Here is a 16,648-nt window from a genome sequence, read left to right as displayed (position 1 = left end):
TTTTTGGCGTTGAATGCGGTCGCCGTCACAGCAAGACTATTCGGCATGACCGCAGCTGCTCGCGCTACGCACTGCGCGTGGATCGATGAGGTCGACTTGCGCCTCGACGACTTCCGCGCACAGGTGTTGCGCATTACCGATCGCGCCGAGTACCCGATGGCGACCGATGTGCGAAGCAATGTGCCCGTCTACTCGGCGAGCACCGTCGCCAACACAGACCGCCGCGCACTGCAAGCGGAACTGATTCGGGCGCTTGCTGACGGGCCAGGCGTGGTGGTCTTCGAGGGTGCGTTCCACGCGGAAGTGGTCGATCGGGCCAGCGACGCGTTCTTCGCGATCATCGAAGCGCAGCGCGCGGTGGGCACCGCGGCCGGTGACCACTTCGGCAAGCCCGGCGCCAACGACAGGATCTGGAACGCTGCGCAGAAGCTCGCGCTGCACGACCCGCATGTGTTCGCCGACTACTACGCCAACGACGCACTCGCTGTGGTCTGCCAGGCGTGGCTGGGTCCGCGGTATCAGGTCACCTCGCAGGTGAACGTCGTCAATCCCGGTGGGCAACAACAGGTTCCGCACCGGGACTATCACCTCGGCTTCGTACCCGACGAGCACCTGACTGCCTACCCCGCCCATTTACATCGCACCTCGCCGGTGCTGACCTTGCAGGGCGCAGTCGCGCACTGCGATATGCCGGTCGAGAGCGGTCCGACGATGTTACTGCCGTTCTCACAGCAGTTCGAGGGCGGCTATCTGGCCTTCAACCGACCCGAATTCGTCGAGTTCTTCGCCGAGCATCACGTCCAGCTGCCACTGGCCAAAGGCGACGCGGTGTTTTTCAATCCCGCGCTGTATCACGGTGCAGGATCGAATGTTTCGAGCCACCTTCGCCGGATGGCGAATCTGTTGCAGATCTCCTCACCGTTCGGTCGCGCGATGGAAGCGCTGGACCGCACCGCGATGGTGCGTGCGGTGTACCCCGCGCTGCTCGCGATGAAGGCTGCGGGCCGCCCGCAGCGCGAGCTGCTCAATGCGGTGGTGGCCACCGCCGAGGGCTACGCGTTTCCCACCAATCTGGACAGCGACCAGCCGATCGGCAGCCTGGCGCCACCCAGTCAGGTCGACACAGTGCTTTCGGCGTTGGCCGACGACCTCACCGCAGAACAACTCGATGTCGCGCTGCGCGACCAGGATGATCGGAGAATGCCATGACCACCCTCGGAATAATCGGACTGGGCCGCATCGGCGCCTTCCACACCGAGACGTTGTCCGGCCTAGAGGGCGTCGACGGCCTCGTCGTCGCCGACGAGCGCGCCGATGTGGTCGCCGCCGTCGCCGCCAAACATGGTGCCAAACCGGCGGATTCGGTTGAGGAGCTGCTGTCCTCAGGCATCGACGGTGTCGTGGTGTCTGCGGCCACGCCCGCGCATGCGGAGCTGACGCTGGCCGCCGTGCACCGCGGTCTGCCGACCTTCTGCGAGAAGCCGATCGCCGCCACCGCAGCCGAGAGTGCTCGCGTCGCCGACGTGATCGCCCGGTCCGGTGTGCCGGTTCAGGTCGGCTACCAGAGGCGGTTCGACGCGGCGTTCGCCGCCGCCAAGCGCGCAGTCGACGACGGCTCACTGGGTCTGCTGCACACCGTGCGCAGCACGACGATGGATCCCGCTCCCCCACCGATGGAATACATCGCGGGTTCGGGTGGCATCTTCCGCGACTGCGCGGTACACGATTTCGATGTGTTGCGCTGGATCACCGGCCAGCAGGCTGTCGAGGTATACGCGACGGGCAGCGTGCAGGGCGACCCCCGGTTCACCGAATACGGCGACGTCGACACGGCCGCCGTCGTGGTGAGGTTCGATCAGGGCACGCTCGGCCTCATATCTGCGGCCCGCTACAACGGCCGCGGCTACGACTGCCGACTCGAGGTGCACGGTTTCCACGACACCGTGGTCGCCGGCTGGGACCAGGGCGCACCGGTGCGAAACGCCGACCCGGCCAACGAGTTTCCGACCGGGCCTGCGCACCATTTCTTCATGGATCGCTTCACCGACGCGTTCCGCGCCGAGTTGAGCGCGTTCGTCGACGTGGTCAACGGCACCGCCGCGCCTGCCTGCACGGTGGCCGACGCGGTCGAGGTGGCCTGGCTGGCCGAGGCCGCGACCGAATCACTGCGCCGGGGCACCCCGGTACGAATCGAAGAAGTGAGGTCATAGTGAAAATCGCTGGCGCACCGATTTCGTGGGGTGTGTGCGAGGTGCCGGGATGGGGCTATCAGCTCAGCCCACACCGCGTCCTCACAGAGATGCGCGACGTGGGTTTGGCCGCAACCGAACTCGGACCAGAGGGCTTCTTGCCCTCGGATCCGGGCGAGCTGACTGCGCTGCTCGACTCGTTCGGGCTCAGCTGTGTGGGCACGTTCGCACCGGTCCTGCTGCATGACGCCGAGCACGATCCACTGGCCGACATCGCAGGCCCGCTCGAGGCACTCTTGGCCTGCGGGGCCGATGTGCTGGTGCTGGCAGCCGCCACCGGCACGGACGGCTATGACTCCCGCCCGGCACTGGATGACGACCAATGGGCAACCCTGCTGGGCAATCTGGACCGGCTCGCGGCCGCGGCAGCCGACAAGGGTGTGCTCGCAGTGCTGCACCCCCACGTCGGCACGATGGTGGAGACGCGCGCCGACGTCGACCGCGTGCTCGCCGGTTCCCAGATCAAGCTGTGCCTCGATACCGGGCACCTGCTGATCGGCGGAACCGACCCGCTGCAGCTGGCCCGCGAGGTGCCTGACCGCATCGCGCACACTCACCTCAAGGATGTCGACGCCGCGCTGGCCGCCCGCGTCCAGTCCGGTGAGCTGACCTACACCGACGCGGTTCGCGAAGGGATGTACACCCCGCTCGGCAGCGGCGACGTCGACATCGCAGGCATCGTCACGGCGTTGCGCAGCAACGGCTTTGACGGCTGGTTCGTGATGGAACAGGACACCATTCTCGACGGAGAGCCAGCCGACGAGGGACCGCTGCGCGACGTCCGGACCAGTGTCGAGTACATCAGCGAGGTGGGGCGGTCGGTTCCGGTATGAGGCCGAAGACGAGCGGGAGTCGAGCATGAGTCTGCGCATCGGGGTGCTCGGGGCGTCGCGGATCGCCGAGCTCGCGATCGTCGGACCCGCGCATGAGTTGGGCCACCGGCTGGTGGCCGTCGCGGCGCGTGACCCGCGACGAGCCGAGCTGTTCGCCGAAAAGCACGGTGTGGAACGGGTTTTGGCGACCTACGCCGATGTCGTCAACGACCCTGAGGTCGACGCCGTTTACAACCCGCTGGCCAATGCGTTGCATGCGCCGTGGAATCTGGCGGCCGTCGCGGCGGGTAAACCGGTGCTGACCGAAAAGCCGTTCGCCCGTGACCGGGCAGAAGCGCAGCGGGTCGCCGCGGCCGCCGACGCCGCAGGCATCACTGTGATGGAGGGGTTTCATTACCTCTTTCATCCCGCCACCCGCCGCGCATTGGAACTGGCGGGTGACGGCACGCTCGGTGAGCTGGTGCACGTCGAAGCGCGGATGGCCATGCCGGCGCCAAGCGACGACGACCCGCGCTGGTCGCTGGAGTTGGCCGGTGGCGCGCTGATGGACCTGGGCTGCTACGGCCTTCACGTGATGCGGCGGCTTGGGCATCCGTCAATCGTCCGCGCCCACGCCGAACAACGCAGCCCCGGCGTCGATGCCTGGTGCGACGTCGATCTGGCGTTCCCGGGCGGCGCCACCGGCCTGAGCGCGAACTCGATGGTCGCCGACGACTACGCGTTCACCCTCCGCATCGTCGGTGCTCACGGAGATGTGTTGGTGCACAACTTCATCAAGCCACACGACGACGACCGCCTGACGATCAACACTCCGGACGGCACCACCGTCGAACGGCTTGGCACCCGGCCGTCGTACACGTATCAGCTCGAAGCGTTTGCCGCCCACGTGCAGAACGGCGCACCACTGCCACTGGATACAGCGGACGCGGTAGAGAACATGGCGTACATCGACGCCGCCTACCGCGCCGCCGGGATGTCGCCGCGCTAGACGATAGTGGTCTTGCCGTTGAGTCGGTTGGGCAGCTGCTCGCGCAGTTTCGTGCAGCTGCGTTCGGCCACGGCGGCAATGGTTTTGGACGGGTTTCGCCCGATGGCCCTCGGGATCACCGAACCGTCCATCACGAACAGATTGCGGTGATCAAACACCTCGCCCATGTGATTGGTCACCCCTGCTCCCGCGGCGGCCGCCATGTTGCACCCGCCCAGCGGGTGTGGTGTCACCAGCATTCGCAGGCGTTTCCAGGTGATCAACGGGATCGGCGTGCCCTCGGTCGCGAGCGTCATCGCGACATGGATGTCGTTGAACGTGTCCAGCGCGCTAGCCGAGCCTTGCGGATTCCAATTCAGCTGTGTTCTGGCGCGCCAGAACTTGAACCTGCTCCGCATCGAGAATTCACCGTCAGCGGCGTCGATCGACTGGCCGAACCATGGGATCATGTGGTCGAAATCGGTGAGGTCACTGGCCTTCTGGTACAGCCGGCGCCGCAGTGCGCCCTTCTTCTCCCAGCGTCTCAGTAGATGCGCACCGAGATTCGGCAGGCCGCCGTCCTCGACGTAGATGCGGCCATCGAATCCGACCATGTCGTCGCCTGGCAGATCGACGCCATCGAGGAAGTCGATCACTCCGCCGATGGTGGGGCCCTTCGTGGGTTGCAGCGCGGAGCGTCCCTTGTAGCGGGCCAAGGTGAGGAAGTCGCCATTGGGACTCCAGCCCCTGCCCAGCGCACGGGGAAGATTCTTCAGCGTTCCGAATCCGTCGCGCGAGCGCAACAGGATCTCGGTCGAACCCAGCGATCCGGCCGCCAGAATGACGATCTTTCCGACGATCTCGCGCTTGCGGCGGCAACCGCCCCGGATGTCGAGATAGTGCACGCGCCACGCTCCGTTGGGCCCTTTCTCGATGTGCGTGACCATCGAGTGCGTCTTGATCTTGGCGCCGTTGCCCCTCGCGTTCTTGAGATAGTTCTTGTCGAGCGTGTTCTTGGCGTCGTTTTCGCAGCCGATCACACAGTTGCCGCAATGCACGCAGGTTCCGGTTGCGTATGCCCGCGCCGGCTCCCACGGATGGCCCTTCGTGGGGGGTGCCGCGTTGTCGAACGTCACCGCTAGCGGTAGCGGCCGATACCGGGCCTGTGCCCCCAACTTGCCGGCCGCTTTACTCAGCAGGTCCATCCTTGGGTTGAATTGACCCTCCGGAACAGGTTGCGGATTCAGCATTTTGCCGACGGCGGCGTAGTACGGCTCCAGTTCTTCGGCGGTGATCTCCGACGGCCACCCGCTGCGGAACACTCGGTCCGGAGCGTTCACACAGACATTGGCGTAAATCAGGGAGCCACCGCCGACGCCTGCGCCGGTCGCCACCACCATCTGGTGGAAGAAACGGATGTCCAACCAGCCGTTGAGCCACTGCGGAATCCTGCTGGAATACAAGTAGTCCCACGGTCGTTGCGGCGTCATCTGTTCCGACCAGTCGCGACCACGTTCGAGCACCACCACTGAGCGGCCTTCGTCGGCAAGGTGGCAGGCGGCAACCGCGCCCCCGAATCCACTTCCGACGATCACGACGTCGGCAGGCTCGTCGGTCACCACCGACGGCCTTTGAGGTACGTGTTGACAAGTGACGACACGAAGAATCGGTAGAACGAGAACAGATGACGCAGTTTGTCGTACCACCTGACCTTGCCGGTGATCCTCATCGACAGGAGTTGACGCACGAAGTCCCGCAGGGTCAGCCGCAGAATGCCTGCGCCCACCGCTTGGCCGCGTTCGCCTGCGAGCGGGAACAACTGGACATGAAGCGTCGTGGTGGCGGGCCACAGGCGCCAGGGCGGCGACGGCTCCATGTACTTGCGGCCGCGCATGCAAAACGTTTGGTCGCCCACGGAGATGATCGAGTCGTAGACCATCTCGCGAACACCCTTTTCGTTCCTGATGGCACGCTGGAAGAGCCGGAAGTCACCGACTCCCGTACCCTCGATGTCGCCGCCGAGCACCGGGATCGAGCCCGCCGCCGACCAGCGGCCGCGATGACTCGGATCCCTAAGGAACGCAGGGAGATTCGGCACGTCGACAGTGACCTCGAGTCGCATTGCGATCGCCGCGTCGTCCTGGTAGCCCTTGCTGGGCTCCGTGCAGCCCATGGTGATCATGCCGCTCATCACTTCACCGAAGCGCAATCCCGGCCGGCCGAACAGCACCGTCTTGCGGACGTCGGCGGAACTCGGCGCGTCGTAGCCGCCATCCGGGTCGGTTTCGATCGGCTGATCCGCGTGCATCACCATGGCTTGCGCAATTCATCGAGGATGAACGGGAACACGTCCCGGTTGGAGTACTGGCCCAGGAACACGTCGAGATGCCCGTAGCCGGCGAGCTTCTGGAATGTGTGTTTGCCCGGCTGATGGCGCTCGTAGTACTCGAACGTGCGCGCCATGCCGGCGGGCAAGAAGGTCTGGTTCCTGTCGCCTGTCATGAAGACGAAGCGCGCGTCGGTCTTCGGCGCTTCGGCGGTGAACAGCGGTGGCAGCTCGGAGTATTTCCCTGTCGATACCATCTCGCCCGCGGCCGAGGCGTCGGCGATATGTCCGTAGTACGTCATCGGCACCTGACCGAATTCGCCCTTGATCCATTCGTGGGTCTCGTCGTTGAGGTTCTCGTGGCGCCACAGGGTCGGGTGGCCGTAGCCATACATGAAGCTGGTGTGATTGCACACCCCGTTGTCGCATTCGTCATGGGTGGCCTTGACGTACCAGTCGAGGATCTTGGGCAACAGCCGCGGCGCGTGCAATCCCCATTGCGGGTTGATGCCTGTGACCTTCTCAGCGTTCAAAAAGGCAACGGCCAGTGGCAGTTTGAGTCGGGCCTGCCACGGCATGACGGGGTGCAGGGCCGACGAATTCGAAATCACCATGGACACGTCCGGGAGCAGTCCGGCAGTGATCGCCATCATGAACGCGCAGGAACCCTGGCAGTGAATGAGAGCTTTGACGCTGCTCCTGCCGGTGTGCTTCAGCACCTCCGCGACCGCGCTCGGCATGTCGAGCACGGCCGCGTCGTCGAGTGTGTACCTGACGGCGGGCAGGTCGATGCTGGAGCGCCAGTTGAGCATCCATAGGTCAAACCCATTCTTGGTCAACTGCTTCAGCAGATTGTCCGTCGGCGGATTCCAGAGGTTGGCACGCGTGCCCGTGCCGGCGACCATCAGCAGCGGTTCCCCGTCGCCGGGCAGGTGCTTGAAGTTGAGCATGAGACCGTCCCGCGCGCGGAACTCGATGGTCTCGAAGCGGTCGTGCGGGATCGGCTCGAGCGAGTCGGGCTCCAGGGTCGTCGAGTTGACCTGCCCATTTGCACTGACCATCTGCCCCCCTGCACGAACCCGGTTGCCGAGCTACAGCGTGCTCGGCGAACGCGGCGGTGTCTTGCGTAGTCCGGTACTCGTTTTTGCCGCCGCGACGACTTCGGCCAGCAGGGTGCGGTCGGCGACGTTGAGTTTCATGCAGGCGCGATAGATATGTCCCTCGACCGTGCGCACCGAAACGGACAACCGCTCGGCGATGGCCTTGTTGGTCATGCCCTCCGACACCATGATCGCGATCTCGAGTTCTCGCCCGGTCAGCGGCAACGGATTCAGCACCTGATCGAGCGCGGGCGTCGATGCACCGCCTGCGAGTTCGGCGGCGCGGGCCATGGCCTCCACCTCACCCTTGCGCTCGTGGCGGGCAGCGAACACCTTGGCCGCCTGCGCTGCGGCGTCGGCCGCTGCGCACTTCATTCCGAGCTCGGCGAGTTCGCTTGCGACAGTTGTCAATCCGTCGGCGTCACCGGCGGCCAGCGCCCGCCCGTGGGCCAACGCGGCCCTGCCTGCGACGCAGTCGAGGCCTGCGGCCACCCGCGCGATGGCATCGGCGGCCGTGGTGTCGCCGAGCCGAACGGCCTCGTGCAATGCCTGCAGGGCGACCGCCAGCTGTCCTGACCGCTCCGCGATCCGGGCCGCATCGCGCGCCGCGCTGATCGCACCGGTCATGTTGCGGCCGGCGGCCAGCGTCCACGCCCGTCCAAGCGCCAACTCGGGCGCATACAGTTCCGACCGCAGACTGTGCCGAGATTCTGCGCGCGCCAAGATCTCTGCCGATCCCGCCGCGTCGCCCTGCTGACCGAGCGCCTGCGCCAAATACATCAGCGCGAGCGGGCCCCACGAGTAGCCGGTCTCCGACAGCGCGGCAGCGGATTGACGCAGCAGCGACGTCGCGAGGTCGAACTCCCCCGACGCGATCAAGGTCCGCGCGAGGAGGACTTCGCCGATCGCACGACCCGGCTGCTGCAGTTCGGAGAACTCCATGAAGTGGCGCGCCAGTCGCTGTGCATGCACCACGCTCTTGGTCATCAGCAGCGTGGTGATCTCGCCGAGCCCAATCGTGAACCGCAGCAGGCCGGGATGCGGTGTTGCCAGGCCCCGTTCGGCCAACGGGCCGACGTCGTCGAACCTGCCCATGCGCGCGCTCGACAACGCCGCGGTGGCCGCCGCCCATGCGACCGCGAGGTCCTGGCTGGCTGAGGAATCGAGCACCTCGCCTGCGATCTCGACCGCTCGCCGCGGATCGCCGGAGTTCATCGCGAACGTCGCGACCAACGCGTCGAGGGTGGCCACGGCCGCGGGCTCCGATATGCGGTCACGCATCGCGTACAGGAAATCGACAGCCGCCTCGGGCTGGTCGAGCATCCAGAACTGGTTGGCCGCCTTCGGCAGCGTCCACGCGGTGAGGTCCCACTCCGAAAGGCTGTCGGGCTCGACGGGGTTCAGCACGTCGTCGGCATCGGGACCCCTGCCAAGCCAGGACAGGGCGTGTGCGAGCGGCAGCCTCGCGGAGAGGCCGCCCGACCGGTCGAGGGCGCTTTGCGCCAGGCGCTCCCCGAGCAACAGGTCGCCCAGCCGCATGGCTTCCCACGACGAGGTGACCACATCGTCGACGGGGGGCGGCGTATCGCTTTCGATCGCCAACGCAGCCAACCGCAATCTGGCGCTGACGTGCTCGATCGGCGTCGACGACAACTGCGCGACCAGTTGGGTACGCAGCCGACGGGTGGCGATCTGACCAAGCGATGCCCGCACCTGCTCGGCATAGAGCGGATGCGCCGAGTGCACGACCAGGTCGTCGCCACGCTTGACGACCTCGATGACGCGCAGGTCCTCGGCCTCCTCCAGGGCGTCGCGGCCCGCGAGTTCGGTCAAATCCCGCAGGCTCAGCGGCTCCTCGACCGCCAGATACTCCAGTACCGACGTCACCGAGGAGGGCAGCGCCTCGAGACGACGGCCAATCAATGCCGACAGTTCGGCCGACAGCCCGATATGGCCGCGCAATTGCCAAACGCCGTCGACTTCGCGCAATGCTCCCGAGTCAATCGCGCTTTCTGTCAGATGACGCAAATAGAGCGGATTTCCCTGGCTGGCGGAAAACACCTCGTCCGCGCTGGACGTCTCCATCGGTCCGCCGAGGACAGCTTCCAGCAAACTTTTTGTCTGTGGGCAGTCGAACGGCTCGATGTCCATCCGGTCGAGCAGCCGGTCTTTCCACAGCGACGTGATGGCATCGGGCGCGGACTCACCGGTCCTGACGGTGATCACGAACCGCGCCGACCCGGTCAGCGCCAGCTGATGCACCAGTGTCGCGGACAGATTGTCCAGGTGATGGGCGTCGTCGATGGCAAGGAGCAGACCCTGGCCGCCATGCTGCAGCAGCGAAGCGCGGGCCGACCGCAGCAGCGTCGGAGAATCGCCGACACCGGCGACGTCCACCAGATGGCTGAACGCGCCGAACGGGATCTGGCTGGCCGATGCGGTGCCTGCGAGCCACTGGACGGATACACCGCCGTGTCGTTGAGCAAATCGCTCGACGGCGTGCCGGGCAAGCACCGTTTTGCCAACTCCGGCCGAACCCGCAAGCACCGCACCGAGGCGGTTCTTGCTTTTCAGGGTCGACTCCAAAAGGCCCAGCGACTGCCCGCGCGGAATCGTGCGCCATTCCATGGCCATTGGCGAATCCTATGACGGGCGATCGGTTTTCTCCCTGTATACGAGCAAACTGTCGCGGAGCACGGCTGCCCGCCGTGATCTGCAGTAGCTCAAAACAGGTAGTGGACTACGCGTGTTTTGCGGGTCCGGGGATCCCTAGCCTGCAGGTGCGGAGCAAACTCCGCGAACTTCCGGGGGAGGACAGGAGATGGACGGTTGGGCGCAGCAGGATTCCTCGCTCGTGCGGGTGCAGCGGCGCTCGCCCTCGGGATAGCGATCGCGATGCCCGCGCCCCCTGCGCTGAACTCCGCGCCGGAACAGATCCCAGCTTCGGCAGGCTGGACCGGGGTCATCTCGGCCATCCTCGTGGCGTTGGGGCGCCGACCTTCGATGGGCGGCGGGTCGATGCCGGGTCTGACGCGCACCAGGCGGATGCGCTCGATTTTCCGGCGTCGGGAACGCTGCTCGTCGACGGCGGTCGCGCCGGTCCGCACACCCGACGTCGACGGGGCACGAAGCGCCGCGGTGCAGACGGTGGCCGGTATCGGCCCGGTGTGCGATATCGCGCTGTCGCCGGGCGGGCGCTACGCCTACGTTGCGTCGCATCGGGACACCTCGGGGGTCGACGCATGCTCGGTCGACGTCGTCGACACCGCAACCAACACGGTGATCAAGACGATCGTTCTTTCGGAGGTCAGCCCGACAAGCCTTGCGACCAGCCCAGATTCGTCGAGGTTGTACGTCGCCGACCGCAACGCCGCTGCCATCCGCGTCGTGGACATCGCCGAGGGCAGCGCTACCCGCAACCGAGTGGTCGACTCGCTTCGGCTCGAGGGCACGCTACCCGTCGGCTTCGGTACGCCAACCTCAATTGCCCTCAGCCCCAACGGGTCACGACTGTATGCACAGATGACCGACCCGGCGGTACTCATCGTGGACCCCGACACTCGCGTGTTGGTCGGCACCGTCGCCGGTGGCGATTCGATTGCGATGTTTGCCGCAGGTGAGCGCATCTACATCTGCGCCGACGATCGGCTCGGACAAACCAACGTCACAGCAGGAGTGGTGATCCTGGACGCCGACACCGGCGTCGAGCTCGGATCGTTCGGTCTCAACGACGCGCCCGCCTTCATCAGTCAACCCATCCTCGCGGGCGGCAACGGCCAGTTGTATCTCGACATCGACGATCTCGACGGCCGACTCGAAGTGGTGGACACGTCGTCGCTGAATGTGGTGGCGCGGATAAAGATTGACGCCTCGGTGGAGCGGGGGCTACGCAGCATCCCGGCCGCCGCGGTGTTGAGTCCCGACGGTGGTTGTCTGTATGTGGCCAATCAGGGTGTGCGCTCGTCGTCGGAGGAGGCGACCGAGGTCGGCTGGATTTCAGTGGTCGACACCCACCTCAACGAGGTCGTCGACGACATCGCTTTACCCGAGACCGACGAACGCCAAGGCGCCAATCCGCAATTCATCGTGATCAGCCCGGCGGGCGATCGGTTGGTTGTCGTCAACGAGTATGGGATCGCGTCGATCATCGACGTCGCATCGAGGGCCGTCGTCAACACTGTGACACTTGGACGACCGACGGACCAACCGCGGGTGGTCACCGTCAATCCCGCACGCAACGCCGTCTACGTCGGGGGCGATGCGGGCCTATCCGTGATTCCGCTGTAGCGGCCGCGGGTCGCTTTCGTCGGACGCGCGGCGCTCATGCCACCGCAGCCGCAGCAGCAAGAGGTGACGGTGCGCCCGGAACCCCGCAGACAGCGGGTCACGCCACGCCGGCGTGTGCGCTTTCGCTTCAGGTTCTGTGTGCACGTTGCCATTGTGCCGTCTTTGTGCAGCGGGTGCCGCGCTGCCATGCTGCCGCGCAGGTGAACGGCTTTATAACGTTTGTCACGACGCGTTGAGGAGCAGGGTCGGTCCTCTTTACCACGCAGTTCGTGGGACAGCGCCTCCAATTCGTCGCCGCCGGCCATCTCCTGGGTCAGGTGTTCGAGCGTGATGTCGTCGTACGTGCAATCCAGCTTCTGACGACCGCGGTTGAGCAGCACGAAGTGGTCGCCGACCATATGCGCGTGATGCGGATTGTGCGTAATGAACACCACACCGAAGCCTGCCTCCTTCGCGGCGGTGATGTACTTCAGCACCACCCCGGACTGCTTCACGCCGAGCGCGGCCGTCGGCTCGTCCAGGATCAACACTCGCGCACCGAAGAACACCGCACGGGCGATGGCGACGCATTGGCGCTGACCGCCCGACAGCGAACCGATCGGCACATCAACGTCGGGAAGATCGATGCCCATCTTGTGAAGCTCGCTCAACGTCGTCGCACGCATCGCGTTGGAATCGAGCGACCACGGGAAGCCTTTCTTCCGGATCTCCTGACCGAGGAAGAAGTTGCGCCACACCGGCATCAGCGGCACGACTGCGAGGTTCTGGTAGACCGTCGCGATGCCCTTGGCCAGTGAGTCCTTCGGCGAGTTGAAGGTCATCGGTTCGCCGTCGACCAGCAGCTCACCTTCGGTCTGCGGGTGGTAACCGGCGATGATCTTGATCAGCGTCGACTTGCCTGCGCCGTTGTCGCCGAGGATTCCGGTCACCTCACCGGCGTGTACACGCAGCGAAATGTCTTTCAGCGCCGTGATATTGCCGTATGACTTGCTGATGTTCTTCATCTCGACCAGCGGCACCTTGCCGCCCGACGGTGCGTCATGCACTGGACGATCCACTGTCGCGGTCATCGGTCACCTCTTCGCGGCGTAGTTACGGAAGGCGTTGTTGGCGATCACCGCGAACAGCAGCATCCCGCCAAGGAAGAACTTGAACCAGTCGGGGTTCCAGCCCGCGTAGACGATGCCCTGGTTCACCATGCCGAAAATGAACGCGCCGATCGCGGCGCCGATCGCGGTGCCGTAGCCGCCCGTGAGCAGGCAGCCGCCGATGACCGCGGCAATGATGTACAGGAACTCGTTGCCAACGCCCTGGCCCGACTGCACGGTGTTGAACGCGAACAACAGATGCATGCCGACGAACCAGGCCGAGAAGCCGACGAACATGAACAGGCCGATCTTGACTGCGGTGACCGGCACACCGACCGCGCGCGCACTTTCCTGGTCGCCACCGACAGCGAAGATCCAGTTGCCGACCTTCGTCTTGAACAGCACATAGGTTGCGACGGCGGTGAACAGCAGCCACCACACCACCGTGATGCGGACACTGACGCTGCCGATCGAGAACGACGACGAGAACACCGCCTTCGCCGAATCCCAGCCTTCCATGTCCGACACGCTCGGGGTGGCGACTTGGCCCGAAATCAGCTTGGTGACTGCGAGATTGATGCCAGTGATCATCAGGAACGTACTCAGCGTGATCAAGAAGCTGGGGATCTTGGTCTTCATCACCAGGTAGCCGTTGAGGAACCCGACACCGAGGGCGAGGATCAACCCCAGCACAGCGCCAAGCCACAGGTTGAGGTGCAGGTTGTAGGCCAGCATCGAGGCGGCCAGTGAACTGAATGTCACTGCGACACCGGATGACAGGTCGAATTCACCACCGATCATCAGCAGCGCGACCGCGCATGCCATGATCCCGATCGTCGAGCTGGCGTACAGCACGGTGGCCAGCGCCTCCGGGCTTCGGAACGGCGGCGCCACGATCGTGAAGAAGACGAAGATCGCGATCGCGCCGATCAGAGCGCCCATCTCGGGACGAATCAGCAAGCGCTGTACACGGTTTCGCTCCTTGACGCGTTCGTCGTGTACGACTTTGCGTTGGCTGAGGTCGACCTCGGCCTGGGTACTCATCAGCGCGTTCCATTCTTCGCGTACTGGGAAATGGCATCGATGTTGGATTTCTCGATGAACGCCGGCCCGGTCAGTGTCGGCTGACCACCGCCGATCACGTTGCCGTTGTTGAGGTACAGCCACAACGAGTCGACCGCAAGATAACCCTGAAGGAACGGCTGCTGGTCGACGGCCCACTGCACATCCCCGCTCTTGATCGCGTCGACGAGCGCGGCATTGGTGTCGAACGTGCCGATCTTGGCCTTACTGCCGGCGTTCTTCGCGGACTGCACGGCGGTGAGCGCGAACGGGGCGCCGAGCGTGACGATGTAGTCGATGCTCGGATCCTGTTGCAGCTTGGCGGTGATCGTCGACTCGACGGACGGCATGTCCTTGCCGTTGACGTTCAGGTTCTCGGTGGCCGCGAAGGTGTTCTTCAGGCCGGCGCAGCGCGCCTCCAGGTCGACGTGACCCTGTTCCTGGATCACGCAGATCGCCTTCTTGGCGCCTTCCTTGGTGAGCCGGTCGCCTGCGCTCTGACCGGCGATATAGCCGTCCTGGCCGAAGTACTCTTTGACACCCATCGCCTGCCAGTCCTTGAGGCCGGCATTGAACGCGACAACGGGAATGCCCTTCGCTTCGGCAGCCTGCACGGCAGCGCGCATCGCGTCGGGTTTGGCCAGAGTGACCGCGATGCCCTTCACGCCGCTGTCCACCGCGGTCTGCACCAGGTTGGCCTGGTTCGGCGCCTCGGGATCGTTGGAGTAGCGCAGCTCGATGTTGTCCTTCTTCGCAGCGGCTTCCGCACCCTTGCGGATCAGGTCCCAGAACGAGTCGCCAGGCACCTCATGAGTGATCATCGCGATGGTGGCTCGCGGCGTGTCCGCGGTGCCGCCGCCCATTCCCCCGCCGTTTTCCTGCGGCTTTCCGCCAGTGTTCGAACAGGATGCAATCCCCACCACGAGCACGCTCGCTCCGGCGATCGCCGCGAGCCGGCTGAACCTCATTGTTTCTCCTTGCTCTTGAGTGCGGCGCGGTACGCCCGCTTGGCTCGATGTAATACGGCTCACAGCTGAAAGTCAATACTTTGTCCTGACATTAGGACCGCACATCAAATGCTAGGGTCGTCCCTGCTGGTCAGAGCGAGGGAGATGACAAAGCCATGAGTGACTTCGAGCTTGCGGTCTGTTCGGAAATGGTCTTCACAGAGTTGCCGATCGTCGAACGGATCCGGCGCATTCACGGGCTGGGCTTTGCCGTGGAGATCTGGAGCTGGCACGACAAAGACCTCGAAGCGCTCGCGGCGACCGGAGCCCGATTCACCTCGATGACGGGGTATCTCCATGGGGATCTCATCGACCCGGCGACCGCGGACGAGGTCGTACGCACGGCCGAGCTATCGATCAAAGCCGCTGAGACACTTGGTGTTACGCGGCTCAACCTGCACACCGCCGAGCTGGTCGACGGCAAGGCGGCCCGCCCGCGGTTCCGCGCCGACGGCGAAATGTGGGCCACCGCGCTGCGCACACTCGCGCGCATCGGTGAACTCGGCGCCGCGGCGGACGTCACGTTCTGCGTGGAGAACCTCAACACGATCGTCGATCATCCCGGTGTCCCGTTGGCCCGCGCCAAGGACACGCTGGCGTTGGTGGAAGGCGTCGGTCATCCGAACGTGAAGATGATGCTCGACCTGTACCACGCGCAGATCGGCGAGGGGAATCTGATCGAACTGCTGCGCCGTTGCGGCGACGCGATCGGCGAGATTCAGGTCGCCGACGTCCCCGGCCGCTGCGAGCCCGGCACCGGCGAAATAAACTACCCGGCGATCGCGAAAGCGTTGCGCGACATGGGTTTCAGCGGCACGGTCGGCATGGAGGCGTGGGCTTCCGGTGACAGCGTCGCGGCGCTGGAAGCATTCCGGGCCGCGTTCAGCTCCTAGCGGTCCACCAGCGTGGTGTCGAAGTAGTACCGCGAAGCGCGGTAGCAGTGCGTGCCGAATTCGACCGCCGTGCCGGAGTCGTCGAACGCGGTGCGCGCCATGGTCAACAGCGGCGCGTTGGGTTTCTCGTCCAGCAGCCGGGCTTCGGCTCGGCTGGCGCCGCGTGCGCCGATGCGCTGGCGCGCCAACCGGATGTGCACACCGCGCGCCCGCAGCGACTGGTACAGCCCGTTGCTCTCCAGCTCCTCGGCGTCCGGCGCGATCTCGGCGGGCAGATGATTGATCATCACCGCAAGCGGCTCGCCGTTGGCACAGCGCAGGCGATGAATCGAGACCACCTCACGGTCGGCGGCAAGGTTGAGCTCGCTGGCGACCTCTTCCTCGGGGGGACCCACCCGGTAGTCGAGCAGTTGGGTGGTCGGCTCCTGCCCGGCGCGGGCGAGGTCGTCGAACAGACTGGTCAGCTCCACTCTGCGATGCACGGGATTCTGGACCACCTGCGTGCCCACTCCCCGCTTGCGCACCAGCAGGCCCTTGTCGACCAATTCCTGGATCGCACGCCGGGTCGTCGGTCGGGACAGGGTCAGCCGCTTTGCCAGCGCCAGTTCGTTTTCGAAGCGATCACCCGGCGCCAGTTCGCCGTCGCGGATCGCAGCCTCGATGGCTTGAGCGAGCTGATAGTAGAGGGGAACAGGGCTGGACCTGTCGAGCTCCACCGTCAGGGGCACGTCGTCTCCGATCTCCCATTCGACCAGATGAACAGTAGCTGCATCCTAACATCGCGTGATCAAAAGATAGAATGTCAGGACAAAGTATTGACAGCGCCGCGTGACCCG

The 16,648-nt window shown here is 65.1% G+C and carries 13 protein-coding genes and 1 pseudogene; 6 read left to right on the top strand and 8 right to left on the bottom strand.

Annotation, left to right across the window (positions count from 1 at the left end):
* Positions 1 to 45: 45 nt before the first annotated feature.
* From J3E61_RS27305 to J3E61_RS27290, 4 genes are read left to right on the top strand one after another with little or no spacing between them, the layout of a single operon-like run.
* A complete protein-coding gene (locus J3E61_RS27305) occupies positions 46 to 1,209 on the top strand; it encodes a phytanoyl-CoA dioxygenase family protein (RefSeq protein ID WP_210086000.1) in 1,164 nt (387 codons plus the stop codon).
* The gene (locus J3E61_RS27300; protein ID WP_210085999.1) at positions 1,206 to 2,210 is read left to right on the top strand and encodes a Gfo/Idh/MocA family oxidoreductase; all 1,005 of its coding nucleotides are present in this window, start codon (positions 1,206 to 1,208) and stop codon (positions 2,208 to 2,210) included. Before J3E61_RS27305 ends, J3E61_RS27300 begins: the two co-directional genes overlap by 4 nt.
* Positions 2,210 to 3,082, top strand: a complete 873-nt coding sequence (locus tag J3E61_RS27295) for a TIM barrel protein (protein WP_192723430.1) — start codon at positions 2,210 to 2,212, stop codon at positions 3,080 to 3,082. The genes J3E61_RS27300 and J3E61_RS27295 overlap by 1 nt, the downstream gene beginning before the upstream one ends.
* 25 nt (positions 3,083 to 3,107) lie before the next feature.
* Entirely contained in the window at positions 3,108 to 4,070 is a 963-nt protein-coding gene (locus J3E61_RS27290; RefSeq protein WP_210085998.1) for a Gfo/Idh/MocA family oxidoreductase, read from the top strand.
* Here J3E61_RS27290 and J3E61_RS27285 read toward each other — a convergent pair.
* The 4 genes from J3E61_RS27285 to J3E61_RS27270 are packed head-to-tail and all read right to left on the bottom strand — an operon-like array spanning position 4,067 to position 10,109.
* Positions 4,067 to 5,668, bottom strand: a complete 1,602-nt coding sequence (locus tag J3E61_RS27285; RefSeq protein ID WP_210085997.1) for a GMC family oxidoreductase — start codon at positions 5,666 to 5,668, stop codon at positions 4,067 to 4,069. The genes J3E61_RS27290 and J3E61_RS27285 overlap by 4 nt on opposite strands.
* Positions 5,665 to 6,363 (bottom strand): hypothetical protein, encoded by a 699-nt coding sequence (locus tag J3E61_RS27280; RefSeq protein WP_192723433.1) that lies wholly within the window; start codon positions 6,361 to 6,363, stop codon positions 5,665 to 5,667. The genes J3E61_RS27285 and J3E61_RS27280 overlap by 4 nt, the downstream gene beginning before the upstream one ends.
* Positions 6,357 to 7,436, bottom strand: coding sequence for a hypothetical protein (locus tag J3E61_RS27275; protein WP_210085996.1), 1,080 nt, complete (start codon positions 7,434 to 7,436; stop codon positions 6,357 to 6,359). The genes J3E61_RS27280 and J3E61_RS27275 overlap by 7 nt, the downstream gene beginning before the upstream one ends.
* Positions 7,437 to 7,466: 30 nt before the next feature.
* Positions 7,467 to 10,109 (bottom strand): LuxR family transcriptional regulator, encoded by a 2,643-nt coding sequence (locus tag J3E61_RS27270; RefSeq protein WP_192723435.1) that lies wholly within the window; start codon positions 10,107 to 10,109, stop codon positions 7,467 to 7,469.
* Between the two features lie 195 nt (positions 10,110 to 10,304).
* Between J3E61_RS27270 and J3E61_RS27265 the strand changes: the two genes are divergently transcribed.
* Positions 10,305 to 11,762, top strand: a complete 1,458-nt coding sequence (locus J3E61_RS27265) for a YncE family protein (protein WP_210085995.1) — start codon at positions 10,305 to 10,307, stop codon at positions 11,760 to 11,762.
* Positions 11,763 to 12,016: 254 nt separating this feature from the next.
* Here J3E61_RS27265 and J3E61_RS27260 read toward each other — a convergent pair.
* The 3 genes and pseudogenes from J3E61_RS27260 to J3E61_RS27250 form a co-directional block, all read right to left on the bottom strand.
* A pseudogene (locus J3E61_RS27260) lies at positions 12,017 to 12,832 on the bottom strand (sugar ABC transporter ATP-binding protein); the annotation flags it as partial.
* 3 nt (positions 12,833 to 12,835) lie between these two features.
* Positions 12,836 to 13,894: an ABC transporter permease gene (locus J3E61_RS27255; RefSeq protein ID WP_192723438.1), complete on the bottom strand. Its 1,059-nt coding sequence runs from the start codon at positions 13,892 to 13,894 to the stop codon at positions 12,836 to 12,838.
* Positions 13,894 to 14,880, bottom strand: a complete 987-nt coding sequence (locus J3E61_RS27250) for a substrate-binding domain-containing protein (RefSeq protein WP_210085994.1) — start codon at positions 14,878 to 14,880, stop codon at positions 13,894 to 13,896. Before J3E61_RS27250 ends, J3E61_RS27255 begins: the two co-directional genes overlap by 1 nt.
* A 155-nt stretch (positions 14,881 to 15,035) precedes the next feature.
* Between J3E61_RS27250 and J3E61_RS27245 the strand changes: the two genes are divergently transcribed.
* Positions 15,036 to 15,812 carry a TIM barrel protein gene (locus tag J3E61_RS27245; RefSeq protein ID WP_210085993.1) on the top strand — a complete coding sequence of 259 codons (777 nt, stop codon included), beginning with the start codon at positions 15,036 to 15,038 and terminating at the stop codon, positions 15,810 to 15,812.
* On the opposite strand, the gene J3E61_RS27240 is transcribed toward J3E61_RS27245, so the two are convergent.
* On the bottom strand, positions 15,809 to 16,540 hold the full coding sequence (locus tag J3E61_RS27240) for a GntR family transcriptional regulator (RefSeq protein ID WP_210085992.1): 732 nt from the start codon (positions 16,538 to 16,540) through the stop codon (positions 15,809 to 15,811). The two genes, J3E61_RS27245 and J3E61_RS27240, sit on opposite strands and share 4 nt — an antisense overlap.
* Positions 16,541 to 16,648 lie beyond the last annotated feature (108 nt).

This window comes from Mycobacterium sp. OAE908 (genome assembly GCF_017872775.1).
In the GTDB taxonomy this organism is placed as follows: Bacteria; Actinomycetota; Actinomycetes; order Mycobacteriales; family Mycobacteriaceae; genus Mycobacterium.
The sequence above is the reverse complement of the archived record's forward strand: the minus strand, read 5'-3'. Positions and strand labels throughout refer to the sequence as shown.